This is a genomic window from Pseudomonadota bacterium (assembly GCA_008501635.1).
GTDB lineage: Bacteria > Pseudomonadota > Gammaproteobacteria > QQUJ01 > QQUJ01 > QQUJ01.
The window spans coordinates 45,120-70,404 of the sequence record QQUJ01000013.1; the positions used below are offsets into that span (position 1 = coordinate 45,120).

Genomic DNA, 25,285 nt, shown 5'->3' on the forward strand with positions numbered 1-25,285 from the left:
GAGTGTTGCGTAGCTCAGTGCACCGCTCGGTTCAGCGTTGTGTTACAGCCAGGCAGCGCGGCTTCACGATTCTTGAAGCAGTGATCGTCATCGTACTAACCGGAATCATCGCTTCGATCACCACAGCCTTCATCATCGGTCCGGTTCAGGACTACACGGATATCTCCCGCCGTGCGCAGCTGGTGGATGCTGCGGAACTTGCACTGCGCCGTATGGCGCGTGACATCCGCCAGGCGTTGCCCAACAGCCTCCGCATCGCCGGGGGCGGGACCGTGCTGGAGATGTTGAATACGGTCGACGCCGCGCGCTATCGGGATGAGCCTCCTCCGAGTACGACGACCGCGATTCTGGATTTCGCGGCACCGGACACCGATTTTGACGTTATCGGTGCACTGCAGAACTTCGCAGCGATCAACACGGCGAGCGATCAGGTGGTCATCTACAATCTCTCAGCGACGGGCGCGACTAACAATGCCTATGTGGGGGATAATCGCGCGACACTGACGGGGGGAACAACCGCAACCCATATTCAGCTCGCCGCCGCCACGCTTTTTCCACTTGCCTCCCCCGGCCAGCGATTCTATGTCATCGATGAACCGGTGACCTATCTCTGCGATACCGGTGCCAACACACTGCGCCGTTACGCTGGCTACAACATCGTTGCCAGTCAGCTTGCCGTGGATACCAACGCTGAATTGCTGGCACAGGGCGCGTCATCGGCCTTGATGACTGACTTTGTGAATTCCTGCCAGTTCAGTTATCAGCCGGGTACTCCGCAACGGGCTGGATTGGTGACGCTACGGCTCACGCTGCGCGACGGAGGCGAGTCGATCACCCTGTTGCATCAGGTTCACGTGCACAATTCGCCATGAACACCGCCGCGAAAAAGCAACAGGGTTTTGCGCTGGTCATGGCCATCTTCATTCTGGTGATCATGGGCACTTTGGGTCTGTTTTTGGCGCGCATCAGTGGCGTGCAGCAGACCACGGTGATCTACAGCATGCTCGGTGCTCGTGCGTACCATGCGGCTCAAACCGGCATCGAGTGGGGCAGCTACCAGGCGCTCAACACACCGCCGGGCACCATGTGCGGAGCGGGCGTTCCGATAACCACCAACTTTACGCTGACCAACGGTGCCTTGGCTGGGTTCAGCGTCAGTGTCGTCTGCTCGTACACTACACATACGGAGGGAGGGAATCCGCCGTACAACGTTTTCGTATTGACCAGTACGGCGTTGACAGGCGTGTTCGGAAGCCCCGACTACGCCTCACGCACGGTCCGTTCTACGGTAACCGATGCACCTTGATGGAATCGATCGGCGATATCCAGATGAAGCGACGGGCGGTACGCGGTTGGATTTGGTTGCTCGTGCCATGCTTTTTAATGGTGGCCGAACCGTCGTTCGCCTGGCGCATGGAGGCGGGTACAGTCGCGTTACCGGCAACCGGTGTCGGTAGCGGTTTCCAGACGGTAACACTGCGCCAGAGTTACCCTGCGGCGCCGGTGGTGGTGCTCCTGCCCACCAACGAAAACCCCGGTGGTCAACCCGCCGCGCTGCGGGTTCGAAATGTCACCACAACGAGCTTTGAAGTGGTCCAGGTCGAACCGACCGGCGCTGATGGCCCGCATCCCGCAATGACTGTGCCCTACATCGCCGTGCAGCCTGGAATCCATCAGCTGCCGGATGGTAACTGGATCCAGGCCGGTATTCACTCGACTGTATCCGTGCAGCACGGATCCGGCGTCAGTGGCGGTGAAGGCTGGGACAGTGTCGGCTTCGCTGCCCCATTTGGTGGTACGCCTGCGACGCTGGTTCAGATACAGACCATGGCCAATGAAGTGGGTTCGCCACCTTCCGGCGTATCCGTCCCCTGGTTGACGGCCACCCACCGTTCGGTAACCGCGACGGGCATGGAGGTTGCCCTGGAACGCAGCGAGGTCAACAGCGGCTCCGTCAGTGTCGCCGAATCCGTGGGATGGATCGCGATCGCCGGAGCTTTGAACAGCAGTTTCACCGACAGTGTGGGCGCAACGATCAACTACGAAACACGCGTCGTTGGCAATTCCATTGGCGGGTGGAGCAACGGCTGCTACACAACGAGTTTCGTTGGCAGCTACGCAGCGGCACCGATCGTCATTGCGAGCAAGAACACGCACAATGGCGGCGATGGCGGCTGGTTGCGGCGCTGCAGCCTGAATGCGGCGGCGGCGGGGTTTACGGTCGATGAAGACCAGGCGCGCGACAGCGAACGCAGTCACACCACCGAAGGCGCGGGCATCGCGGTTTTTTCCACTGCATTCGATGCCGATTTCCCCGATCCTCCCCCGGCCTCTACAGACGCGGCGTGGCAGCTCGAAGCGGGCGTGGTCAATCTGCCCAGCACCGCTGCGAGCCCCAATTTCACCAGCGCGAATTTCACGCAACCCTTCAGCAGCATTCCGCTGGTCTTTGTCGTGGCGACAAACCAAGGCAGCGATCCCAGTTCCGTGCGGGTGCGCAACATCACAACGACCGGTTTTGAGCTGGCGCAAGTGGAGCCGACGGGCAACGACGGGCCACACATCGGTATGGAGGTGCATTACGTCGCCGTTACCCCGGGTACGCATCGTCTGCCGGATGGCACCGTGCTGGAAGCAGGGCGTGTCACTACCCAGGCGGTACAACACGGTAACGGTGTGAGTGGTGCCGAGAGTTGGCAGAGCGTCGCCTTCGGCACACCATTTGCCGGTACACCGACCGCCCTGGCCCAGATTCAAACCATGAACAATGAAGCGGCCACCCCCCCGGGCAGCCCCTCGGTACCCTGGCTCACGGCCGCCCAACAGTCAGTCTCCCCCATTGGTTTGCAGGTCGCGTTGGAACGCAGTGAAGTGGCGGCCGGATCCGTGACGCTTGCCGAGGCGATCGGCTGGTTGGCGATTCAATCGGGAATACAGGGCAGCTTCGAGGATGTGACGGGGTCGACCATAGATTACGAAACGATCACCTCCAATCAGAACATTCGCGGTTGGAACAACGGCTGCTACAGCGTTCCCTTTGTTGGTACCTATACCGTCAGTCCGTTGGTGGTAGCGCATGCGATAACCCACAACGGAGGGGATGGCGGGTGGCTGCGGCGCTGTAGTCTGAGTACCACCGCAGTGGGTTTGACCGTTGACGAGGATATCTACCGCGACAGCGAGCGCAATCACACCACCGAACGGGCGGGTATTCTGGTTTTTTCCGGACCATTTCATGCCTCGATAGGGTTGCTGGGCGAGTGGCGCTTCGACGAAGCGGGATGGCTCGGTGCAGCGGGAGAGGTTCGTGACAGCACCGGGCGTGGGAGTCACGGCCAATCCTATGGCGGGGCGGCGACCGCCAGTTTCTCTCCGGTTGCTGCGGGTAGTCCGGGTACCTGTCGTTATGGCGTGTTCGATGGTGTCGATGACTACGTCGAGATACCTCATAGCGCAGTGCTCAATGGCTCTGACACCCTCTCTTACGCTGCCTGGGTCAATCCGGACAGTTGGAGCGGTGTGCGGCAAGTCATGGCCAAATCGGTACACGGTGGCGGTAGTGGTCGTGCGCAAATGGGCATTTTCTCTGAAGGCGGAGTGTTGAAAGGGCGAGCCGAGACGGTGGCAGGGCGCTATGAGGTTTCTGCCTCGTTGATCTACGCCCCATTGGGCAGTTGGAGTCACGTTGTCCTGACTTTCTCCGGTGATAGTCTCAGGCTCTACGTCAATGGCGTGGAGCGCGCCGCAACGACGTTTGCGGCAACCACATTGGTGCAGACCACCGATCCATTGGCTATCAGCAAGCGGGTGGGAAGCAGTCAATATTTCTTCGATGGCCTGATCGATGAGGTCCGTGTCTACGCCAACGCGCTGACCCCCACCCAGGTACTCGAGGCAATGAATGCGCGCCACCTCTGCCCGGTTTCCAATGTCGATCACTTCGATATCAATATCGGCTCCGGGAGTGCCAGTACTTGTGTGCCGCAGGTGATTACCATCACCGCCGAGGATGCGGGAGGAAGTCCGGTGACCAGCTATCCGGGTGTGGTGACGCTTTCGACTTCCAGCAGCCATGGCGATTGGAGCGTCACTAGTGCTGCAGGTGTGCTCAACAATGGCGTGGCCGATGACGGGGCGGCAACCTACGGTTTTGCGGCGGGTGATAACGGCTCTATCGTGCTCGATCTTGCCAATGTGCATGCTGACGATCTGCGGATCACCGTCACTGACAGTGGAACGGGAGTCACCTCGACCTCGGCCTTATTGAGTTTCCGCGACAACGCGTTTGTTATCACCCCCACTACCTGCACAGGGGCAAGTTGCCCGGGCACCGGCAGCACCGAGGTGGTGGCCGGGCGCGATCACGATTTCCATGTCGAGTTCTGGCGTCGCGATGCGGCGGTGTCACCGAGTTGCGGAATCGAAACGGGCTACGCCGGGAACACTGATCTCAAGGTGTGGCGCACGGACGATGCCGATCATCCGGTGGTGGCTGTGGCTCCAACCATAGGTGTGGCAACGCTACCGAATGCATTGCCTGGCGCCAATAACCTCACGCTGAGTTTCACGGCAGGTGAAGCTGATTTCACCTTGACTACCACCGATGTCGGTAAGTACGCAGTGAGTCTGCGTGACGATACCAGCGGTTTCGCCGTGGATGACCTCGGCAATCCACGACCTATCGATGGCAGTACGGCGACGCTTACCGTGCGCCCCTTCGCAGCGACGGTGGTCAATGCGCAGGCGGGTGCGACCGTCAATCCCGGGGTGGATATTCCGGGAGGCGCCATCTTTACAGCGGCAGGAACCAGCTTCCAGGCGACAGTGCGCGGTGTGAGATGGCAGGGCGTCGATGATGCGGGCAACGACGGCGTGCCCGATCCCGGTGCGGATCTCGGCAATAACTCGACGACCGCAGCCTACGCATGGAATACCACGCTGGATGCCGGAGCGGCGCTCTCGCTGCCCTATGAGCCCGCTGCCGGTGTCATGGGTACGCTCACCCGCGCCGGTGCCGGTCCGGTGTCAGTGGGTGCCGGGGAATTTGCCGGCGGTGCTGCAGCACCGATCGATTTGCAGTACGGCGAGGTGGGCAGTTTCACGATGGGTGTGGCGGCAAGCGATTTTCTCAATACCGTCGGTGTGAATCTCACTGGTTGGAGCGGCGTGATCGGCCGCTTCACGCCCTTCGATTTTTCCGTCAGCAGCAATGCGCCGGAGTTTGCAACGCAATGCGCCGCCGGCTCCTTCACCTATGTCGGGCAGGTTTTCAACTATACGACGCAACCCGTGTTGAATGTCACCGCGCGTAATGCACTTGGTGCGACAACGCAGAACTACACCGGCACGTGGTTCCGCATGACCGATGCCAGTCTCACCAACAAGCTCTACAGCGCGCTGACCGGAACGCTGGATGTTGCCGGTCTACCGGTGCCGGATCCTGTTATCGTCGACCTGGGTTCGGGCAATGCCACACTGACCTTCGCAGCCGGTGCCGGGCTCGCGTTTCAACGCGGTGCACCCCTGGCGCCCTTCGATGCCGAGATTGCGCTGTCGATCGACGTGCGCGATGCCGACGCCGTGATCTACGATCCCGCGGCAGCCAACAACGGCAACTATTCCGTCGGCAGCGCCACCGCTGGTGGTGGTATCGCTTTCGACAATGGCAAGGCAATGCGCTGGGGGCGCGTCGTGTTGCGCAATGCCTTCGGTTCGGAGTTGGTAGCCCTGCCGGTACCACTGGCGATCGAGTACTGGGAGGATATCGATCCGACACCGGCCACGGTCTACAGCTTCGTCACGCATACCGCCGACACCTGTACGAGTCTGGTGGCGGGGGATTTCAGTCTGCCGCCGTTGAGTTTCACCGGCAATCTGGGTGTCGGTGATACGACGGTCACTGGCGTGACGCTGGCAGCGGGTTCCGGTTTTGTCACCCTGGCAGCGCCAGGCAGCGGTAACGATGGTGGCGTGGATGTGGTGGGCAACACACCGGGCCATCTCGACTACGATTGGGACGGCGACGGTAATCACGACAACGATCCCGTGGGACGTGCCACCTTCGGTATCTATTCGGGCCCGCCGCGGCGCATCTATCTGCGCGAGGTGTATTGAGCTGGCGCAAGGCCCTAACCACGAAGCACACAAAGTAATTCACTCTGCAGGTTTCCGATACTGCGGTAAGTTGCGTTACTCATCCCTCCCTCCATGCGTGTTGCGTCAGCCTATCGCGGGCTGTGTAACCGCCTTTGGAAGCTTTGTGAACTTCGCGTATTTTGTGGTTGATAGGTTCTTAAAACTTTTGGCGCGTAGTTCCAACGCTCTCTCAAACCTGCTCCTCGACTCCTGCTATGCCCAACTCCTTGATCTTGCGCGTCAGCGTATTGCGCCCCCAACCGAGCAGCTTCGCAGCATCCTGGCGACGACCACCGGTGTAACGCAACGCCGTTGAAATCAGGACGCGCTCAAAGCGCGGGCCGGCCTCGTCCAACAGGTTATCTCTGCCGCGCAACAGCTGCTGCTCCACCCATTTTTCGAGCGCCGGCCCCCAATCGTCGCAAGCCATCGTGGCGGTCTCCCCGGTACGCAGCTCCGGAGGCAGATCGTCGAGGTGAATCTCGCGACCGGAGGCCATTACGGTCAGCCAGCGACAGGTGTTTTCGAGTTGACGCACATTGCCCGGCCAGTCGAGCCGGCAGAGATAAGCCTCGGTCATGGGCCGCAGGATCTTGGTCTCTGTTCCCAATTCACGGGCTGCCTGGTCGAGAAAGTGACGCAACAGCAGCGGGATATCCTCGCGCCGCTCGCGCAGTGCCGGGATATGCACGCGGATCACGTTGAGGCGGTGGAAGAGATCCTCGCGGAATTTGCCCGCCTGGACCATCGATTCCAGGTTCTGATGCGTGGCCGCAATGATGCGTACGTCGACGTTCACGGGAGAGTGGCCGCCGACTCGAAAGAATTCGCCGTCGGCGAGAACGCGCAGTAACCGCGTCTGTAGCTCGGCGGGCATATCTCCGATCTCATCCAAAAACAGCGTACCGCCGTCTGCCTGTTCGAAGCGGCCGCGGCGCATGTTGGCCGCACCGGTAAACGCGCCTTTTTCGTGACCGAAGAGCTCCGATTCCAGCAGGTCGTGCGGAATGGCGGCCATGTTGAGCGCAATAAAGGGCTTGTCCGCCCGCGGGCTGTGGCGATGCAGGGCGCGGGCGACCAGTTCCTTGCCCGTACCCGATTCGCCGTTGATCAACACCGTGATATTGGAGCGGCTGAGTCTGCCGATGGCGCGAAATACCTCTTGCATGGCAGGGGCTTCGCCGATGATTTCCGGTGTCGGCGGGGGTTGCGCATCACCGTTGACAGGGGCATGGATTTCACGCCGGTGATTCACCGCGCGGCGTACCAGTTCCACCGCCTCATCGACGTCAAAGGGTTTGGGCAGGTATTCGAAGGCCCCGCCGCGGTAGGCCGACACAGCACTGTCCAGGTCGGAGTGCGCCGTGATGATGATAACCGGCAGGTCAGGGTATTCCTGGCGCAGCTGCTCGAGCAGTTCCAGTCCGCTGATGCCCGGCATACGCACGTCGGTGATGATGGCGTCGGGTTGACCCTTGCGCAGAGTATCGAGCACGCCATCAGCGTTCTCGAAGCAGGTGACCTGCATGTCTGCCTGCTGCAGGGCCTTTTCCAGTACCCAACGGATCGAGCGATCGTCGTCGATGACCCAGATTCTCTCGGGCTTACTCATGCGCGCTCTCCAACGGCAGGCGTACGGTGAATTCGGTATGTCCCGGCTCGCTGGCGCACTCCACCAGTCCGCCGTGCTGGTTGATCAGCGATTGGGCGATCGACAGACCCAAACCGCTGCCGTCCGGGCGACCGGTGACCATGGGATAAAAGATCTGTTCGATCATCGCCGCCGGAATGCCGGGGCCGTTGTCGATGACATCTACCCGTACCACCAGACGATGGCGGTGGTTGCCGATGGTGAACTGGCGTTCGATGCGAGTCTGCAGGGTGATCCTGCCGCTCTCACCCAAGGCCTGGGCGGCGTTGCGCACGATATTGAGCAGCGCCTGAATCAACTGATCGGGATCTGCCTGAAGATCAGGGATGCTGGGATCGTAGTTGGTGAGGATGCGAACCCGGGGGTCGACTTCCGCTTGAACAAGTACCCGTACCCGCTCCAGCACCTGGTGGATGTTGGTAGGGCTCTTGCTGCGACCTCCGCGTGGGCCGAGCATGCGGTTGAGCAATCCCTCCAGGCGGTCAGCTTCGCTGATAATGATTTGTGTGTACTCGCGCAGATCGGCATTCTGCAACTCGCGTTCCAGCAGTTGCGCGGCGCCACGCAAACCGCCCAGCGGATTGCGGATCTCATGAGCTAGGCCTCGCAGCAACGCCGAGGTGGCCTGCTGTTGCGAAAGCAGGTGTTCTTCCCGCGCTATGCGCAGATGGCGATCTAGTTGCTGCATCTCCAACAGCAGACCACGCCCCTGGTCGGCGAGCGGTGTGGCGGTGCAGTCGACGGTAACGCGTCGTCCGTCGATCAGTGACAGTGAAAGTTCGCGCTCGGTGATGGTTTGCGTCGATGCGAGGCAGTTGAGCAGTGTGTGGAGAAAGGCGTGGGATTCGGGCATCAGCTCGGCTAGCGGGCGGCCGCTGACCATGCGCGAACTGGTGCCGAGCAGCATCTCTGCGGCTGGATTGAGGTACATCATACACAGCGCTTCATCCAGCAGGACGACCGCCGTCGAGAGGTTTTCGACCGCGCCGATACTCAGTTCACGCTTGTGGTGCAGGACTTCATTCATAGCCGTGTTACCTGTGCAAGAAGCGAACCACAAGTGCGTGAAGCCGGAGCCAGCACGAATCCCGGCTCAAAAAGGTCGTAACTACAATGCGTTAGTACAACGTCCGTAGGCTGTTTTTAGGGATGCCAGGACGGCGTACAGGCATAGAGCCGGGACTCAGGCAGCAAGCCTGCTTGCGTGCACCATTATAGTGCATTTGGTGGGAGTACCGAGCGGAAGAGCGGTTAGAACTTGCTCTTCGCCGGGTCAGGCCTGAACCGAGGGGCCTGCGGCGCTTGCTGAACCGGGCCTTCGTTGGGCTGATTGGCGTCTTGGGGTCTTAGCAGCACCGATTGGCGGACCATGTGCAGCGTCAACGCTTCCGTACTCTTCAGCTCGTTGCCCTGATCGTCGATGACGGTGGCCAGCAAGGTGTGAGTGCCGCGCGCCATGTTGGACAGCGTGAACGTGGTGGCGGACACGGTCTTTTCCTGACGCACGCCATCGATACTCAGGGCGATTGCGTGACCGGCTGCCAGGGGCGGTTCGATGCCCAACTGAATGGCAACGTTGCCTTCGTTGTCCCGGATGGTGGTATCGTTGGCCGGGGATACGAAAGTGAGGGTTGCGTACCTCCCAGTCGTGGCAGTCTCCTTGGTTTCAGTGTTCTCGCGGGCGGGCGCCGTGGACGGTTTATAGGTCTGGATGGGTACCTTGGTGACCTCTTCCGCTCCCGGGTGTCGTTGATCGCTGTAGTGAATCACCCCGGCGCTATCTTTCCATTTGTAAACAACACCGTGGGCAGCGTTGGCCAGCAACAGCGTGATAACGAAGGCGAGCATCCTGTTCATATCACCGGATCCGATTCAAAGGGCGTATCGCAAGCATACGAAATCAGCCTCGGAGCGACAATGCACAGACAAAAAAGAAACCCCCGCTGAGCGGGGGTTTCCGGGCAGTGCGGGTACCGCGTCTGACTACAGGCTGTAGTACATATCGAACTCGATGGGATGAGTGGTCATGCGCAGACGGGTTACCTCGTCCATTTTGAGCGCGATGTAACCATCGATCATATCGTTGGTAAACACGCCTCCCTGAGTCAGGAACTCGCGATCCTTGTCCAGATAATCCAGCGCCTGATCCAATGAATGGCAAACGGTCGGGATCTCCCTCAACTCCTCGGCGGGCAGGTCGTAGAGATCCTTGTCCATGGCGTCGCCCGGGTGCATCTTGTTCTGAATGCCGTCGAGACCGGCCATCATCATGGCCGCGAACGCCAGGTAGGGATTGGCCATCGGATCGGGGAAGCGCACTTCGACGCGGCGGCCCTTGGGGCTCGACACCCAGGGAATACGCACCGAAGCCGAGCGGTTGCGTGCCGAGTAGGCCAGCAGTACCGGTGCTTCGAAGCCGGGGACCAGCCGCTTGTAGCTGTTGGTGGACGGGTTGGTGATGGCGTTCAGTGCACGGGCGTGCTTGAAAATACCACCGATGTAGTAGAGGGCGGTTTCCGACAAACCACCGTAGAGATCGCCTGAGAACAGGTTCTTGCCATCCTTGAACAAGGACTGGTGGACGTGCATACCGGATCCGTTGTCACCGACCAGAGGCTTGGGCATGAAGGTGGCGGTCTTGCCGTAGGCATGGGCCACGTTCAGGGTGACATACTTCTGGATCATCACCCAGTCGGCGCGCTGCGTCAGAGGGCCGAATTTGGTGCCGATCTCGCACTGACCGGCGGTGGCGACTTCGTGGTGGTGCACCTCGACCGGCACACCCATCTCTTCCATGGTCAGACACATGGCGTGACGGATGTCGTGCAGCGAATCGACCGGCGGTACCGGGAAGTAGCCGCCCTTCACGGAGGGGCGATGGCCGATATTACCGCCTGCGTAAACGCGCTCGGAGTTCCAGTCGGCCTCGTCGGAGTCGATCTTGACGAAGCAGCCGCTCATGTCGGTGCCCCAGCGGATATCGTCGAGGATGAAGAACTCGGGCTCGGGTCCGAAGTAAGCGACGTCGGCGATGCCGGTGGATTGCAGATAGGCCTCGGCGCGCTTGGCGACAGAGCGTGGATCGCGCTCGTAGCCCTGCATGGTATTGGGTTCGAGAATATCGCAGCGGATGTTGATCTGCGCCTCTTCGGAGAAGGGATCCAGTACGGCGCTGGCGGGATCCGGCATCAATACCATGTCGGATTCGTTGATCCCTTTCCAACCGGCGATGGACGAGCCGTCGAACATCTTGCCGTCGGTGAAGAGTTCATCGTCGACCATGGTGACCGGCATGGTCACATGCTGCTCCTTGCCGCGGGTGTCGGTAAAACGCAGGTCGACAAACTTGACCTCGTTATCCTTGATCATCTTGAGCACATCGGATCCGGACATTGAATTTCCTCCGCAGAGTTATGAGATGCCGCTTCCGGGGCGGCTCTGAATTTCGTGTCCCCATCAGAAAGCATGAACCGTGCCATGGATTTTCCCATCGAGCGGGGCCAGCGGTTTAATCGGGGATTGGACAATCTGTCCTGAACGGGCGGATAAAATACGCGAAATTGCAGGAATAAGCAGCTGTTTTTTCCGGATCAGGGAGTCACCACAGAGAGCGTGATGGTTATGTATTCATCGATTGCCCACCCCATGCGCTCTATTATGGTGCGGTAAAAAAAGAGTGCACCATTTTGGTGCCTAATGGTAGTAGATACGGACTTCACCCACGTATTGCAGCCGTTTGGCACCCTCGTGCAGGGCACTGCTGAGTTGCTTCTGCGCCTCCCGCGATTCCGCCACTGCCACGGGCAATACCACCTCGAGATGCACCTTGCCATCCAGGTAATGCAGGATGATGCGTTCTGCCTTGGCTGCGTGCTCGATGCCGCTCCATTCGTCATTCAGAGCAGCCAGCAGCTTTGACCGCATCGGCAGCCCGACCGAAGGGATGACCTCCTCGTCGTCCTCGGGATCGATATGAACGGTGACATCGGAGACGTCCTTGAGTTCGCGCACCAGCCGCGCCCGCACCTTCTCGCTGATCAGATGACCCTCCGAGACGCTGAGCATGGAATCGACCATGATGTGCACATCGACAAACGCATCGGCTCCCAGGCGTCGGCTGCGCAGCATGTGCATGGCCTCGACGCCCTCCACCGACATGATCACCTGGCGTATGCGCTCGACGGTCTCGGCATCGAGGCCGGTGTCGATCAGATCGCGAACCCCCTCCCAGCTGAGATCCCAGGCGATCTTGGCGATCATCAGCGCGACGAAGATGGCGGCGACGGCGTCGAGGTAGGGCAGTCCGGCCATGGAGCCACCAACGCCAATGATCACCACCACTGAGGAGATGGCGTCGCTGCGATGATGCCAGGCGTTGGCGCGCAACAGCGATGAGCGGATGCGTTTGGCGGCGGCCAGCGTGTATCGGGTGAGGATCTCCTTGGCGATCACCGAAACCACGGCCGCCGCCAAAGCCAACCAGCCGGGCGTCAGCAGTTTCTCGGGCTCAAGCAACCGCAACGAGGCATCGTAGAGGATTCCGGCGGTAACCATAAACAGCAAGACACCGACGATTACCGTGGCGAGCGTCTCGATCCGCCCGTGGCCGTAGGGATGCTCGGGATCGGGATCGCGGCTACCGTGCTTGGAGGCCACCAGCACCACACCATCGCTGATGAGATCCGACAGCGAGTGAATCCCGTCGGCGATCAGGGCCTGGGAGTGACCGATCCAGCCCAGCACGATCTTGATGATGGCGAGCAACAGATTGACGATCGCGCCAATGACCGTTACGCGGCGCGCAACGCGGTAGCGTGACTCCTCGGCGGTTTGCAGGTCGTCGATGACGGCGTCGTCGCTCATGTCGCACACACCTCGATTCTTACCCGGACATCGTCTTCATCGCGGTGAGTGCTCACTAACTTGTGACCATGAATCCGGCACCAGGCGGGAATATCGTTGAGCGCGCCGGGATCGCTGGCGATTACCTCCAGGGTGTCGCCGGGGGCGAGCCTGAGGATCTCGTTCTGGGTCTTGATCACCGGCATCGGGCAGAGCAACCCGCGGGCATCCAGCACATGGTGGCTCATACATACCATTCCGGAGGGATCTCCTCCTGCAGCAGCGGCTTGACGCTGATGGTGCGACGTTCGCCACCCAGAGGGGTCACCGCGACGCTGACACTCTCGGCCTCACGACCCTGGCTGAAGCGCGCGGTGAGCTGTGCGGCGAGGAGCAGATCGTCATCGCTCGGCTCGCCATCGATCAACACCATGGGGCCGTTGTGACTGACGGTGAAGAGATGGGTATACCGCTTGCGGTAGCCTTCCAGAAACTTGGTCTCCCCGGCTTCGCGCGCCACGATCATTTTGAAGTGCGGGCGCGGGCGCAGGTGGCGGCCGATCTTGAGCAGCAGGATGTCATCCAGGTCGTAGTCGCGCACACCGCGACCCTGCCACAGATCGCCGAGCCGCTTGGCGTAGCTCTCGTCGGTAAGAAAGCAGCAACCGCCAGCCGGTTGCGCGTAATCGTTGATCCCGAATTCAGCGGCCATCGCCATCTGCGGCTTGCGGTTGCGACCATTCAGGGCGTAGAGCTTCTCGCGATCGATCCAGCCCTCACGCTCGGGCAGCGTCGGGGGGAGGAGCTTGGCGCACAGCGGTCGTAGCAGGCGATCCTCAGCGCCTGATTCCCGGGCCACCACCGGCATGGTGTCGCGACGCTGGGACATGGGCCGCTGCCCGACTACCTCACCGGTAATGACGAAATCGAAGCCGTTCTCCTCGGTCCACTCCAGGGCCTTGCGGACCATGAAGATCTTGCAATCGAGACAGGGGTTGAGATTCGCGCCGTAGCCGTGCTTGGGGTAGAGCAACACGTCCTTGTACTCCTCGGCGATATCGACGATGTGGAGCTTGATGCCCAGCTGCTCGGCAACCCACAACGCATTGTTGCGCTTGGGCTTCTCCTGGTTGCGTTTGCGGATGGCGTGGGTGTGGCCCTCCACACAGAAGCCGGTGTAAAAATTGATCCCTTCTACGTGAACGCCCTGTTCCATCACCACCTTGGCCGCCAACATGGAGTCCAGGCCGCCGGAGATTAGCGCCACCGCCTCGGGTTGTTTCTTCATCAGGGGAGAGTTTGGATGTGCTGCGAGAGACCACCGAAGGATAGCAAAGCCTGCCGGTGCCATGCCAGTTTGATGAGGCGGGATCTAGGTGGTCAATTTGGCCAGCAGTTCAAGTTGTGCACAGCGCACCTTCTGGCCGCGGGGCTGGGTTGGCTTGTAGCGCCCGTCGGATTCCAGTAGCCAGGCCTGGGTATTGTCCTTCAGGTAGAGGGTAATCTCGCGCAGGATGCGCTGGATGATTTTCTTGTCCTCGATGGGGGTGGCCGCCTCGACGCGCTGAAAGAAGTTGCGGTTCATCCAATCGGCGCTGGAGATATAGAGCCGTGGCTCGCCGCCATTCTCGAAATAGAAGACACGGTGGTGCTCGAGGAATCGCCCGACGATGGACCGCACCTTGATGTTTTCAGAAACCCCGGGCACGCTGGGGCGCAGACAGCAGATACCGCGGACGATCAGCTCGATCTTCACCCCCGCTTGCGACGCTTCGTAAAGAGCGCGGATGATCTGCGGTTCAACCAGGGAATTCATTTTGGCGATTATCCGGCTGGGCTTGCCCGCGCGTGCATTATCGGCTTCCTGGCGAATGAGATCGATCATCCCCTTGTGGAGCGTGAACGGGGACTGCAGAAGTTTTTTCAGCTTGATCGCTTTGCCCAGGCCGGTGAGCTGGTGGAAGAGTTTATGCACATCCTCGCCGATGTCCCGATCGCAGGTCATGAAGCCGTAATCGGTGTACTGGCGTGCAGTGCCGGCGTGGTAGTTGCCGGTGCCGAGGTGGCAATAGCGGCGAATATTGCGCCCTTCGCGCCGTACCACCATCAGCAGCTTGGCGTGGGTCTTGTAACCCACCACGCCGTAGACCACGTGGGCGCCGGCCTCCTGCAACCGGGTCGCTAGCGCGATGTTGGCCTCTTCGTCAAAACGGGCGCGCAACTCGATGACCACCGTCACCTCCTTGCCGGCCCGGGCGGCACGCACCAGCGCATCAACGAGACGCGACTGGGGGTCCGTGCGGTAGAGCGTCTGTTTGATGGCCAGGACATCGGGATCGGTGGCGGCCTGGTTGACCAGATCGATCACCGGTATGAACGCCTGAAAGGGGTGGTGCAACAGAAGATCGCCGCGTTTCAGGACGTCGAACAGGTTCTCGTTGCGCGAGATTCTCTGCGGCAGGCTGGGAACGAAGGGCGGGTATTTGAGATCCGGCCGGTCCACCAGATCGATGATGGCCGCCAACCGATTGAGGTTCACCGGCCCCTGTACACGGTAGAGGTTATCGGGCCCGAGCTCGAACTGGCGCAACAGGTAATCCACCATGTGCGCGGGGCAATTCTCCGCCACCTCGAGGCGCACGGCATCACTGAAACGACGGGCGTGGAGCTCACCGGCCAATGCCTTGAGCAGGTCGTCTACCTCCTCCTCGTCGACGAACAGATCGCTATTGCGGGTGACCCGGAACTGGTAGCAACCCGTCACCGTCATGCCCGGGAACAGTTCACCGACATGCGCATGGATGATCGATGAGAGGAAGACGAAGTCGTGTTCGCCTTTGGCGTACTCCTTGGGGATGTGAATCAGGCGCGGCAGCGAGCGCGGTGCCTGGACGATGGCAATGGTGTTTTCGCGCCCGAAGGCGTCCTTGCCCTCCAGTGAGACAATGAAGTTCAGCGATTTGTTGAGGATGCGCGGGAAAGGGTGCGCGGGATCGAGCCCCATGGGGGTGAGCACCGGCAGTACTTCGCGGTTGAAGTGGCGCCGTGTCCAGTCACGCAGCCGTTCGTTCCAGTGGGCGCGTTTGGCGAAGCGGATACCAGCCTTGTCGAGCGCCGGAATCAGCTCCTCGTTGAGCACCCGGTACTGCTCGGCGACGATTTCGTGGGCGCGTTTGCCAATCAGCGCGAGCTGTTCCTGCGGTGTCAGCCCATCCTGTCCCACCTGGATAGCCCCGTACTCGACCTGTTGGATGAGACCCGCCACACGTATCTCAAAAAATTCGTCCATGTTGCGGCTGGAGATGCAGAGAAAGCGCAGACGCTCCAGCAGCGGCGTATCGGGGTTGCGGGCTTGTTCCAGAACGCGATGGTTGAACTCCAGCAGACTCAGTTCGCGGTTGAGATAGAGTTCCGGGGCGTCGAGATTGATCGGCGCCGCGACAACCGGGGCGGTGGTGGTTTCCACAGTTTCGTTCATCAGATTCATATTCGGTTGCACCCTATCAGGATGCATGTGACAGTTTCATGACACAGGGGTTTCATGCCTCCCCGCGCAACCAGAAGGCGGCCTGTTTGGCATAGTAGGTGAGGATGCCGTCGGCGCCGGCGCGCTTCATGGAGAGCAATGCTTCCAGCACGCAGGCTCGTTCATTGAGCCAGCCATTGGCGGCAGCGGCCTTGAGCATGACGTACTCGCCACTGACGTGATAGACGAATGTGGGAGCACCGAACTGGTCCTTTACGCGGCGCACGATGTCGAGGTAGGGGAGGCCGGGTTTTACCATCACCATGTCGGCACCCTCTTCGAGATCCAGCGCCACCTCGCGCAGCGCCTCCTCGGCGTTGGCAGGGTCCATCTGATAGGTGTATTTATTGCCCGTGCCGAGATTGGCGGCCGAGCCAACCGCATCGCGGAACGGTCCGTAGAAGCTGGAGGCGTACTTGGCCGAATAGGCGAGGATACGGGTGTGGATATAACCCTCTTCCTCGAGCACATCGCGGATCTCGCCGATGCGCCCGTCCATCATGTCCGAGGGTGCGACCACATCGGCGCCTGCCTCGGCGTGGGACAGCGCCTGACGCACCAATACCTCGACAGTCTCGTCATTGAGCACGTAGCCCTCATCGTCGATCAGTCCGTCCTGGCCGTGGGTCGTAAACGGATCGAGCGCTACGTCGGTAATCACGCCCAGCTCGGGGCAGGCCTCTTTGACGGCGGCCACGGCCCGCTGGGCAAGCCCGTCAGGGTTGAAGGCCTCGGCGGCATCCTCCGACTTCTTTTCTGCCGCCGTGACGGGGAACAGCGCCAGGGCCGGCACGCCCAGGCGCATCAGCTCCTGGGCTTCCTTCACCAACTCGTCGATGCTCACCCGTTCCACGCCGGGCATCGAAGGGACTGCTTCGCGCTGGCCTTTTCCCTCCAGGACGAAAAGCGGATAGATCAGATCATCGACGGTTAAGCGGCTTTCGCGCATTAGGCGTCTCGAGAAATCGTCGCGGCGCATGCGACGCATGCGCAGTCCGGGAAAGAAGCCGTTGGATGAGTCGGAGGGATTGGCCACGATTGCAGCTCCTTGCCTGTTATGCGGCGACCCTGCGTGGAGACCGTCAGGGCCCGGGGTGTTGTTGGAGTCGTCTGATAATACAGGAAAACCAGGTTATACGCCGACGGCCTAAAGGGAGGTAAGAAGGGTGAGGGTGAAGGGAAGCGTGATCACAGCCAGCCCGGTCTGCAGCGTCACCATGCCCGCGATCAGCTCATGATCGCCCCCCAGTTGCCGTGCCAGGATGTAGGCGCTGGTCGCACCGGGCAGTGCCGCGAACAATATTGCGATGGCCGTTGCCGTGGGCGGCAGATCCAGCAGGGTGGTGGTTAGCCACATCAGTCCCGGCATGATCATCAGTTTGGTGAGGCAGCTCAGCGCCATCGCGCCCCCCGCCTGGCGCAGGCTGCTCAGATTGAGTCCCGCACCTACAGCCAGCAGGCCCATGGGCAGCGCAGCGCGGCCCAGGATATCGAGCACGCCATCGACAGGCACGGGGACGCCGATGCCTGTGAGATTAAGGGCGATGCCGGTGGCACAGGCCAGCACCAGAGGGTTGCGCACGATACCCAGCAGCACCGCCAACGCACCGGCTGAGCGGCCGTGGCTCCCCCAACGGGTCAACACGGCCACGCACAGTACGTTGATCAGTGGGATCATGGTGGCCATTGCGATAGCCGCGAGCGTGAGGCCGGTTGCCCCATAGAGCGCAGCGGCGGCCGCAATGCCAATATAGGTGTTGAAGCGAATGCTTCCCTGAAACAGCGAGGTGAATGCCGGTCCGCTCATGCGCAGGGGGCCGCGCAGCGCGAGCAACAGCAGGCTGAGTGCAACTACTGCGATAACCATCGAGGCGGCCAGATCGGTGACCGGTTGCCCTGCGAGCGGCGCCCGGCCGAGGTTGTAGACCAGCAGCGCGGGGAAAAAGACGTAGTAGGTGAGTCGCTCCGCCGGCACCCAGAAACCCTCTCCCGGTAGCCCGAAGCGACGCAGCGCATAGCCGACAGCGATCAGGAGAAATACCGGGAGCAGGGCGGCGATGACGGAGTTCACAGTCCCGGTCCCTCAGGAGCCGCGCACGATGTGTTCGCCGCGCAGTTCGCGGATCTGGCTCGGCCGGCGCAGCCCTGCCGTGGCGCCGGGCAGGATGTAGTCGAGCCGGTTGGCGAAATACTGCCGCACGCGCAGAGCCGTACGCGCCGGTGGAGCGCCGGCAGGGTTGGCGCTGGTGGAAACCAGTGGCATTCCTGCGGCGCGACACAAAGCGGCGGCGACGGGGTGATGGGTGATGCGTACCGCCAGGGTGGCATGCTCCCCGCTCAGCCACGCCGGCGCGTGGGACGAGGTCGGCACCAACCAGGTCGTGGGCACAGGTCCGCGGTCGGTGATGCGCCGTACTTCATCAGCTGTCAGGGGGGCGAGCCACGGGCGACATTGCGCGAGATCGGCGGCGATGACGATAAACCCTTTGGCGGTCGGACGGCCCTTGAGCTCGCAGATGCGCAGTACCGATGCGAAATTGGCGGGATCGCAGCCCAGGCCCCATACCGCTTCGGTGGGATAAGCCACCACGCCGCCCGCGAAGATGATGCGAGCGGCGTGGCGCAACTGCCAGGGCGTCATGTGACCTCAGTCGCTGGCGTTGAGGCGTTGCTGCAGGGCTTCGTCTTTGGCCAGCACAGCGGCGGCGTTGCGGGCGCGCTCCTCACGCAGGCGGGAAGTCAGTTCGGCATTGCCCACTGCAAGAATCTGTGCCGCCAGATAGGCGGCATTCTTGGCACCCGGTTTACCGATGGCGACCGAGGCGACCGGAATCCCGCCGGGCATTTGCACGGTGGAGAGCAGGGCATCCATCCCCTGCAGCGATCCGGCATCCAGCGGCACGCCGATAACCGGCTTGATGGTGTGCGCGGCAACATTGCCTGCCAGATGGGCGGCCAGGCCTGCAGCACAGATGAAGACGCCGCAACCACGGTGCTCGGCATTCTCGATGTAGGCGCGCGTCGCGTCCGGCGTACGATGGGCCGAGGTGATCTTCATCTCGGCACGCACACCGAGCGCTCTCAGGGTTTCGAGGGTGGACTCCATGACCGGGAGGTCGGAATCTGAGCCCATCAGGATAGCGACAAAGGATTCAGACATGGTCGAACTCGCTACTGGTAGTGGATGTATTGGGGGGTGCCGAAAGGATCACTCCGTTTCGGCCACGCCCTCGTGGGGGACTGCGAACTTGCACTCTTTCTGCGGGCACACCTTTTCGGTGCCGCGACGTTTGGTGGTTTTGATGGTGAGCACCGGCCAGCCGCAATCGGGGCAGGGTTCGGCCAGCGGTTCGTTCCAAACCGCATAGTCGCACTTGGGATAGGTGGCACACGAATAGAAGATCTTGCCGTAGCGTGATTTGCGCTTGAGCAACGTACCCTCATTGCATTTCGGGCAGGTCACGCCGGTGTCGGCGGGTTTTTCCAGCGGCTCGATGTGCTTGCATTTGGGGTAGGTGCTGCAACCGATGAATTTGCCATATCGTCCCGTGCGGATGATCAGCGGGCTGCCGCATTTTGGGCACTCGCGCCCTTCGATCACCTCGGGCTCGGCGCTGGCCGCCTCCCCCTCTTCCTCAAGGCCGCGCGTGTAGTCGCACTCCGGATAACCGGTACAGCCCACGAAGCGGCCGCGTCTCCCGAGGCGGATCGACAGCGGTTTGCTGCATTTGGGGCATGCCTCGTCAAGTTCCTCGTGGGTGACATCGCTACGTTTGAGTGATTCGTCCTTTTCTTCGATCAGCGTTTTGAACGGTTTCCAGAACGCTTCCATCAGCGGGATCCACTCCTGTTCGCCGCGTGATACGGCGTCGAGCTGATCCTCCAATTGCGCGGTGAAGTCATAGTTCACGTAGCGGGTGAAGTGCTCGGAGAGGAACTTGCTGACGATGCGCCCCACGTCGGTGGGTTTGAAGCGGCGATTGTCGAGGATGACATACTCGCGTTGCAGCAGGGTCGAAATGATGGAGGCGTAGGTGGACGGGCGGCCGATGCCATGCTCTTCCAGCGCTTTGACCAAACTCGCTTCACCGTACCGGGGCGGCGGTTCGGTGAAGTGCTGATCCGCCTTCACGTCGATCAATTCCACCTGATCGCCCTCTTTGAGCGGGGGCAACAGCTTATTGTCCTCTTCCTGCTTCTGGCCTTCGTCTACATCCTCGCGGTAGACCGCCATGAAACCGGGATTCACCACCGTGGAACCGGTAGCGCGAAAAGTGGCTTTGTCGCCGCAGGCGAGATCAGCGGCCACGGTGTCGAGCGTGGCGTGGATCATCTGGCAGGCGATGGTGCGTTTCCAGATCAGTTCGTAGAGCTTGTACTGGTCGGCGCTGAGGGTTTTCTTTACTGCTTCCGGGGTGCGCAGGACCGAGGTGGGACGTATCGCCTCATGCGCCTCCTGGGCGTTTTTGGTTTTGGTTTTGAAGGTGCGCGCGGCGCCGGGCAGCTTGTCGGCACCGAAGCGCTCGGTGATGTAGGCACGAATCTCTTCCAGGGCATCGGCGGCGAGATTGACCGAGTCGGTACGCATGTAACTGATAAGGCCGACCGATTCACCTTCGAATTCCACGCCCTCGTAGAGCTGCTGAGCGATACGCATGGTGCGCTGAGCGGAAAAGCGCAGCTTGCGCGCCGCTTCCTGCTGCAGGGTCGAGGTAGTGAAGGGCGCGGCCGGGTTGCGCTTGCGTTGTTTGCGTTCGACGGCGGCCACCTGAAGGGAGCCTTTGGCGATGCGCAGCAGGTCTTCACGGGCGGCCTGGGCCTGCTTGTCCTTGTTGATATCGAACTGCGCCAGCTTCTTGCCTTTGTAGTACGTGAGCTTGGCATCGAACTCCTGCTTGTCCTTGCTTGCCACCGCCGCGAGCGACCAGTACTCGCGGGTGACAAATTTCTCGATCTCGATTTCGCGCTCGACGATCATGCGCAGTGCGGGACTCTGCACGCGCCCGGCCGAGAGCCCGCGCCGGACTTTCTTCCAGAGCAGCGGCGAGAGATTGAAACCGACCAGGTAATCGAGTGCGCGCCGAGCCTGCTGGGCGTTGACCAAATCCAGCGAAACGTCCCGGGAGTGCGAAATGGCCTCCTGTACGGCGCGTTTGGTGATCTCGTGAAAGACCACCCGGTGTACCTCGCGATCGGCGAGCAGCTTGCGTTCGCGCAACAACTCCAGCAGGTGCCAGGATATCGCCTCACCCTCGCGATCCGGGTCGGTAGCGAGGTAGAGCTGATCGGCTTTTTTCAACGCTTTGGCAATGGCCGCAAGGTGTTTTTCGTTCTTCTCGATGGTCTGGTATCGCATGGCGAAGCCATGGTCGGGGTCTACCGCACCCTCTTTCGGTTCCAGGTCGCGCAAATGACCGTACGAGGCCATGACCTCGAAGTCGGCGCCGAGGTACTTTTTGATGGTTTTGGCCTTGGCAGGCGATTCCACGATGACTAGGTTCTTGCTCATGATCTCCCATTCAGGTTTTCATCGTTGTCCGGCGCGGATGTACCGGCGATGCGCCACCAGCCCCTTCCAAAGCCCCTGATAGTCGGGTGGTCCAAGGGTGGGCTGCGCCGGGGCGCGGCTACACTGTGCAGGTTTTAGTGCAACGACCCTGAAGGCATGTCATAGACCAGATCATGCATCCACGCAAAGGCCGCTTCCCGGCCGGGTTGGTTGAACAGCACCAGCAGCGTGACCCACTTGATCTGCTCAAGTGTGATGTCTTCGTTCTCCAGCGCCATGGCGCGATCGATGACCAACTCGCGGCTGGCGTGATCGAGAATGCCGATGCTCTCGAGATAAAGGAGAAATCCCTGGCATCCCGGGTCGATGCGCCGCGCTTCCAGAGTCGTGTAATGGCGTAACGAATGCGGCGCCTGGGAGGTCAGGTCGTTGGGGTCACGCTGATAGATAGCGAGCTCCTCCAACCAGCTCAGTGCCTTGTCAATATCGTGGCCGGCGAAGCCCAGTTCCTCCAACTCCTCGCGCACGGTGTCCTGATCGGGCGTGGCCGGTCCGTCCGTATCGAGATAGTTCTCGAACAGATACACCAGGACGTCCAGCATGTTTTCCTTCATTTCAAACCCTTTTGGCCCGTCGCGTGTAGTGGCCACCGGCGGCAGATGATACATAACCTTGCAACTCAAGCACCAGCAGCATGGAGGAAACGGTTTCGGCCGTCAATCCGCTGCGCTGCACAAGGGTATCGACCGGGGTGGGGGTGTCATCGAGCTGCTGTAGAAGATGCTGATAGTCTGCATCGAGGGTGGTTTCGATAGCCGGATCGGTGGCGGGCGTTCGCGTCGGTGGGCCCAGCGTGGAAGCCAATTGACCAAGTTCTTCGAGGATATCAGTGGCCGTCTCGACCAGTTTGGCGCCCTGCCGGATCAGCGCGTGGCAACCGCGGGCCTGCGGATTGTGAATCGAGCCAGGAATGGCGAAGGTCTCGCGTCCCTGCTCGCCGGCAAGCTTGGCCGTGATCAACGATCCACTATGGGGTGTTGCCTCAACGACCAGGGTGCCCAGACTTAATCCGCTGATCAGCCGGTTGCGTTTAGGGAAGTGGCCCGGCGCTGGTCGGCTGCCCAAAGCAAATTCGGAGACCAGCGCGCCCTGCAAGGTGATGGTATGGGCAAGCTCGAGATGCTCGGCGGGGTAGACCCTGTCGAGACCAGTGCCGACGACGGCCACAGTGCGCCCGCCTCCTGCCAGCGCCCCGCGATGAGCGGCGCCGTCGATACCGGCCGCCAATCCGCTGGTGATCGTGAGGCCTGAACCTACCAGATAACGGGCGAATTCGAAGGCGTTCTCGCGCCCGCCGGGTGTTGGATTGCGGCTGCCCACAACAGCGAGTTGCGGGGTGACGAGACACTCCGGATCCCCGTGAACAAAAAGCGCCAACGGGGGATCGGGAATGTCGCGCAACAGGGCGGGATAGTGTGGGTCGTCGAGGGTGATCAGATGACGGTCGGGCTGGTTCAACCAGGCAAGATCTGACTCGATGACCCCCCAGTCGGGTGATTTGAGATAATCGATGGCCGTGCGCTTGAGCCCGCAGAGCTGCTGTTTCTCGGTCGCCGCGTCGAGAATCAGGGTGGGGGAAGCATAATGCTCGAGGATGCGGGCACCGGTTCGAGTGCCCAACCCCGGGGCTCGGATCAGTAGCAGCCAACGGACTGCTTCGGTGTGTGCGCGCAGGGATTCGGGAATGATCACCGGGTGTTCAGCGCTGTCGGAGCTTCCATGTCGCGATTCGCTGTCTCGTCACGCGGCCCCGGGGTATGCCCCCAGGGCCGTTTCGAATTGACCAACTGCTTTTAAGGGTTTCGTACCGCGTCGTCGATATGCATGGTACGGGTGGCGTTCATCACCAGGGCGTAGCTCACCCGCTCGAAGGGGCGAAATACCATAATCAGTCCGGAGCGTTCGTCGGGGAGCTGAACGCGCTGATTGTCCACCTTGGTGACTACATCCCGGATCTTGGCGCCACGCTGGAAGACGGCCAACACATTGCCCTGTTCCATGCCATCCTCGGTACCGAGATCGATCACCACAACCTGATACTGACCGATCTGCGAAACGCCATCGATTACCGCCAGGATTGCGCCGTCGACCTCTTTGGCGGGCGGATGGGGGTAGAAATTCTGTTGGATGATCTCCTCGCCCACCGGCAGCAGACGATCGCCAATCAGGGTTTCGCGTACGGTGCGTGACAGCTCCAGCGTGGCGGGATCGCCGGTACGCTCCAGCGTGGCGTCGCCCACGTAGAGCGCCTCGTAGCCCAAGGCGATTTCACTGCCTGGACGCTTGTAGGCCTTGCCCGGTCGGTAGACATTGAAACGGGTCGAGCTGCGATCGGGGACCGAGCGGACGTAGATACGGTCGCCAGTGCCGGCGATCAGGTGGCCATCCATGCTCTCCACGATGTAGGGTGCGTTCTCCAGCTCTTCGGGCGTGAGCACCGCACGTGAATCGTTAAGGAATTGAGCGATGGCATCCATCGGGATCGGTGGGATCGCTTCACGCAGCGGTGTGCCACGCACCTGAGGCGAGAGCTTGACCGTTTGGCGCCCGCGCAGCAGTTGCAACTGAGGCGTGCCATCGGCGCCGAACACCAGCGCGATGATGTCGCCGGGGTAGATTAGATGAGGATTCTCGATCTGAGGGTTGACGTGCCAGATTTCCGGCCAGCGCCATGGGTCCTGCATGAACATCGCGGAGATATCCCACAGTGTATCGCCCTTTTTGACGACATAGCGGTCCGGATGATCGGGTTGCAGGGCTATCGTATCGGCCAGGAGCCCCGGGCTGCACAACAGGGCAAAAGCCAGGCCAAGCCATTTTGTTCTAGACATGGTCATCCCTTATTTACGGTCTGCAAAATTGACCAGCATCTGCGCCTAAGCGGGCATCGTGGTGTCGCGCCAGGGCAGATTTGACCCGAGTGTAGCGGAAAAACAGTGCCGCTCAAAGAGTATCGTAAAACAAATTTTTGAACTTATCAGTAACTTGGCGGCCATTATTTATGCAGTTTCGTCAAATTGCGAACCGGCCCACATTCCGGATAACCTCTCTCTATGGCCAAACTCGACATTTTGCATTTCCCGGACCCCCGCCTGCGCACCCAGGCTCAGCCGGTCACAGAAGTGACAGCGGAGATTCGAACCCTGGTCGAGGATATGTTTGAGACCATGTATGACGCTCCCGGTATCGGCCTGGCGGCAACGCAGGTCAATGTCGCTCAACGGGTGGTGGTCATCGATGTGTCGGAGGAGAAGAACCAGCCGCTGTGCTTCATCAATCCGGAGATTGTTCAGCACTCCGGTGTGGAGGAGATGGAGGAGGGGTGCCTCTCGGTTCCCGGAATCTTCGAAACCGTATCGCGTGCCGAGCAGGTCCGCGTCAGGGCGTTGGATCGCAACGGGGAGGCGCTGGAACTGGATGCGGATGGGTTGCTCGCGGTCTGTATCCAGCACGAAATCGATCATCTTGATGGCAAGCTGTTCGTGGATTACCTCTCCGAGATGAAGCGTCAACGCATCCGTAAAAAACTGGAGAAGCAGCGCCGCCAGACGATGTGACCGAA

20 protein-coding genes are annotated in these 25,285 nt (G+C 60.9%); 4 read left to right on the plus strand and 16 right to left on the minus strand.

Annotation, left to right across the window (positions count from 1 at the left end; translation table 11 throughout):
• The first annotated feature begins 17 nt into the window (after nt 1-17).
• From DWQ09_07105 to DWQ09_07115, 3 genes are read left to right on the plus strand one after another with little or no spacing between them, the layout of a single operon-like run.
• A complete protein-coding gene (locus tag DWQ09_07105; GenBank protein KAA3628824.1) occupies nt 18-872 on the plus strand; it encodes a type II secretion system protein in 855 nt (284 codons plus the stop codon).
• Nucleotides 869-1,306, plus strand: coding sequence for a pilus assembly protein MshP (locus DWQ09_07110; protein ID KAA3628791.1), 438 nt, complete (start codon nt 869-871; stop codon nt 1,304-1,306). The genes DWQ09_07105 and DWQ09_07110 overlap by 4 nt, the downstream gene beginning before the upstream one ends.
• On the plus strand, nt 1,306-6,114 hold the full coding sequence (locus tag DWQ09_07115; GenBank protein KAA3628792.1) for a hypothetical protein: 4,809 nt from the start codon (nt 1,306-1,308) through the stop codon (nt 6,112-6,114). Before DWQ09_07110 ends, DWQ09_07115 begins: the two co-directional genes overlap by 1 nt.
• A 211-nt stretch (nt 6,115-6,325) precedes the next feature.
• Here the strand turns inward: DWQ09_07115 and DWQ09_07120 are convergent, their stop codons facing one another.
• From DWQ09_07120 to DWQ09_07195, 16 genes are all read right to left on the minus strand, one after another.
• Complete coding sequence (locus DWQ09_07120; GenBank protein KAA3628793.1) at nt 6,326-7,747, minus strand: nitrogen regulation protein NR(I); 1,422 nt, start codon at nt 7,745-7,747, stop codon at nt 6,326-6,328.
• Nucleotides 7,740-8,813 (minus strand): nitrogen regulation protein NR(II), encoded by a 1,074-nt coding sequence (locus DWQ09_07125; GenBank protein ID KAA3628794.1) that lies wholly within the window; start codon nt 8,811-8,813, stop codon nt 7,740-7,742. Before DWQ09_07125 ends, DWQ09_07120 begins: the two co-directional genes overlap by 8 nt.
• Before the next feature lie 224 nt (nt 8,814-9,037).
• Entirely contained in the window at nt 9,038-9,643 is a 606-nt protein-coding gene (locus tag DWQ09_07130; protein KAA3628795.1) for a DUF4124 domain-containing protein, read from the minus strand.
• Between the two features lie 126 nt (nt 9,644-9,769).
• Entirely contained in the window at nt 9,770-11,179 is a 1,410-nt protein-coding gene (locus tag DWQ09_07135) for a glutamate--ammonia ligase (protein ID KAA3628796.1), read from the minus strand.
• 300 nt (nt 11,180-11,479) lie between these two features.
• Nucleotides 11,480-12,649: a cation transporter gene (locus tag DWQ09_07140; GenBank protein KAA3628797.1), complete on the minus strand. Its 1,170-nt coding sequence runs from the start codon at nt 12,647-12,649 to the stop codon at nt 11,480-11,482.
• Nucleotides 12,646-12,876, minus strand: coding sequence for a sulfurtransferase TusA family protein (locus DWQ09_07145; GenBank protein ID KAA3628798.1), 231 nt, complete (start codon nt 12,874-12,876; stop codon nt 12,646-12,648). The genes DWQ09_07140 and DWQ09_07145 overlap by 4 nt, the downstream gene beginning before the upstream one ends.
• Nucleotides 12,873-13,916: a tRNA (5-methylaminomethyl-2-thiouridylate)-methyltransferase gene (locus DWQ09_07150; protein ID KAA3628799.1), complete on the minus strand. Its 1,044-nt coding sequence runs from the start codon at nt 13,914-13,916 to the stop codon at nt 12,873-12,875. Before DWQ09_07150 ends, DWQ09_07145 begins: the two co-directional genes overlap by 4 nt.
• A gap of 84 nt (nt 13,917-14,000) precedes the next feature.
• On the minus strand, nt 14,001-16,106 hold the full coding sequence (gene ppk1 / locus DWQ09_07155) for a polyphosphate kinase 1 (GenBank protein KAA3628825.1): 2,106 nt from the start codon (nt 16,104-16,106) through the stop codon (nt 14,001-14,003).
• Between the two features lie 61 nt (nt 16,107-16,167).
• Entirely contained in the window at nt 16,168-17,142 is a 975-nt protein-coding gene (locus tag DWQ09_07160; GenBank protein KAA3628826.1) for a porphobilinogen synthase, read from the minus strand.
• 159 nt (nt 17,143-17,301) lie between these two features.
• On the minus strand, nt 17,302-18,225 hold the full coding sequence (locus DWQ09_07165) for an AEC family transporter (protein ID KAA3628800.1): 924 nt from the start codon (nt 18,223-18,225) through the stop codon (nt 17,302-17,304).
• A 12-nt stretch (nt 18,226-18,237) separates the two neighbouring features.
• Nucleotides 18,238-18,795: a tRNA threonylcarbamoyladenosine biosynthesis protein RimN gene (locus DWQ09_07170; GenBank protein ID KAA3628801.1), complete on the minus strand. Its 558-nt coding sequence runs from the start codon at nt 18,793-18,795 to the stop codon at nt 18,238-18,240.
• Between the two features lie 6 nt (nt 18,796-18,801).
• Nucleotides 18,802-19,314 carry a 5-(carboxyamino)imidazole ribonucleotide mutase gene (purE, locus tag DWQ09_07175; GenBank protein ID KAA3628802.1) on the minus strand — a complete coding sequence of 171 codons (513 nt, stop codon included), beginning with the start codon at nt 19,312-19,314 and terminating at the stop codon, nt 18,802-18,804.
• A gap of 48 nt (nt 19,315-19,362) precedes the next feature.
• Nucleotides 19,363-21,663 (minus strand): type I DNA topoisomerase, encoded by a 2,301-nt coding sequence (locus DWQ09_07180; protein ID KAA3628803.1) that lies wholly within the window; start codon nt 21,661-21,663, stop codon nt 19,363-19,365.
• Between the two features lie 134 nt (nt 21,664-21,797).
• Nucleotides 21,798-22,277, minus strand: a complete 480-nt coding sequence (locus DWQ09_07185; GenBank protein KAA3628804.1) for a DUF494 domain-containing protein — start codon at nt 22,275-22,277, stop codon at nt 21,798-21,800.
• Between the two features lies 1 nt (nt 22,278).
• On the minus strand, nt 22,279-23,367 hold the full coding sequence (gene dprA / locus DWQ09_07190) for a DNA-protecting protein DprA (protein ID KAA3628827.1): 1,089 nt from the start codon (nt 23,365-23,367) through the stop codon (nt 22,279-22,281).
• A 149-nt stretch (nt 23,368-23,516) separates the two neighbouring features.
• On the minus strand, nt 23,517-24,560 hold the full coding sequence (locus tag DWQ09_07195; protein KAA3628805.1) for a LysM domain-containing protein: 1,044 nt from the start codon (nt 24,558-24,560) through the stop codon (nt 23,517-23,519).
• Between the two features lie 216 nt (nt 24,561-24,776).
• Between DWQ09_07195 and DWQ09_07200 the strand changes: the two genes are divergently transcribed.
• Nucleotides 24,777-25,280 (plus strand): peptide deformylase, encoded by a 504-nt coding sequence (locus tag DWQ09_07200; protein ID KAA3628806.1) that lies wholly within the window; start codon nt 24,777-24,779, stop codon nt 25,278-25,280.
• The last annotated feature ends 5 nt before the right edge of the window (nt 25,281-25,285 follow it).

What these genes read in the sequence shown, in the direction of transcription:
- DWQ09_07110 (KAA3628791.1), top strand. Translation starts at nt 869, where the DNA reads ATGAACACCGCCGCGAAAAAGCAACAGGGTTTTGCGCTGGTCATGGCC.
- DWQ09_07115 (KAA3628792.1), top strand. Translation starts at nt 1,306, where the DNA reads ATGGAATCGATCGGCGATATCCAGATGAAGCGACGGGCGGTACGCGGT.
- DWQ09_07120 (KAA3628793.1), bottom strand. Translation starts at nt 7,747, where the DNA reads ATGAGTAAGCCCGAGAGAATCTGGGTCATCGACGACGATCGCTCGATC.
- DWQ09_07125 (KAA3628794.1), bottom strand. Translation starts at nt 8,813, where the DNA reads ATGAATGAAGTCCTGCACCACAAGCGTGAACTGAGTATCGGCGCGGTC.
- DWQ09_07130 (KAA3628795.1), bottom strand. Translation starts at nt 9,643, where the DNA reads ATGAACAGGATGCTCGCCTTCGTTATCACGCTGTTGCTGGCCAACGCT.
- DWQ09_07135 (KAA3628796.1), bottom strand. Translation starts at nt 11,179, where the DNA reads ATGTCCGGATCCGATGTGCTCAAGATGATCAAGGATAACGAGGTCAAG.
- DWQ09_07140 (KAA3628797.1), bottom strand. Translation starts at nt 12,649, where the DNA reads ATGAGCGACGACGCCGTCATCGACGACCTGCAAACCGCCGAGGAGTCA.
- DWQ09_07145 (KAA3628798.1), bottom strand. Translation starts at nt 12,876, where the DNA reads ATGAGCCACCATGTGCTGGATGCCCGCGGGTTGCTCTGCCCGATGCCG.
- DWQ09_07150 (KAA3628799.1), bottom strand. Translation starts at nt 13,916, where the DNA reads ATGAAGAAACAACCCGAGGCGGTGGCGCTAATCTCCGGCGGCCTGGAC.
- ppk1 (KAA3628825.1), bottom strand. Translation starts at nt 16,106, where the DNA reads ATGAACGAAACTGTGGAAACCACCACCGCCCCGGTTGTCGCGGCGCCG.
- DWQ09_07160 (KAA3628826.1), bottom strand. Translation starts at nt 17,142, where the DNA reads ATGCGTCGCATGCGCCGCGACGATTTCTCGAGACGCCTAATGCGCGAA.
- DWQ09_07170 (KAA3628801.1), bottom strand. Translation starts at nt 18,795, where the DNA reads ATGACGCCCTGGCAGTTGCGCCACGCCGCTCGCATCATCTTCGCGGGC.
- purE (KAA3628802.1), bottom strand. Translation starts at nt 19,314, where the DNA reads ATGTCTGAATCCTTTGTCGCTATCCTGATGGGCTCAGATTCCGACCTC.
- DWQ09_07180 (KAA3628803.1), bottom strand. Translation starts at nt 21,663, where the DNA reads ATGAGCAAGAACCTAGTCATCGTGGAATCGCCTGCCAAGGCCAAAACC.
- DWQ09_07185 (KAA3628804.1), bottom strand. Translation starts at nt 22,277, where the DNA reads ATGAAGGAAAACATGCTGGACGTCCTGGTGTATCTGTTCGAGAACTAT.
- DWQ09_07195 (KAA3628805.1), bottom strand. Translation starts at nt 24,560, where the DNA reads ATGACCATGTCTAGAACAAAATGGCTTGGCCTGGCTTTTGCCCTGTTG.
- DWQ09_07200 (KAA3628806.1), top strand. Translation starts at nt 24,777, where the DNA reads ATGGCCAAACTCGACATTTTGCATTTCCCGGACCCCCGCCTGCGCACC.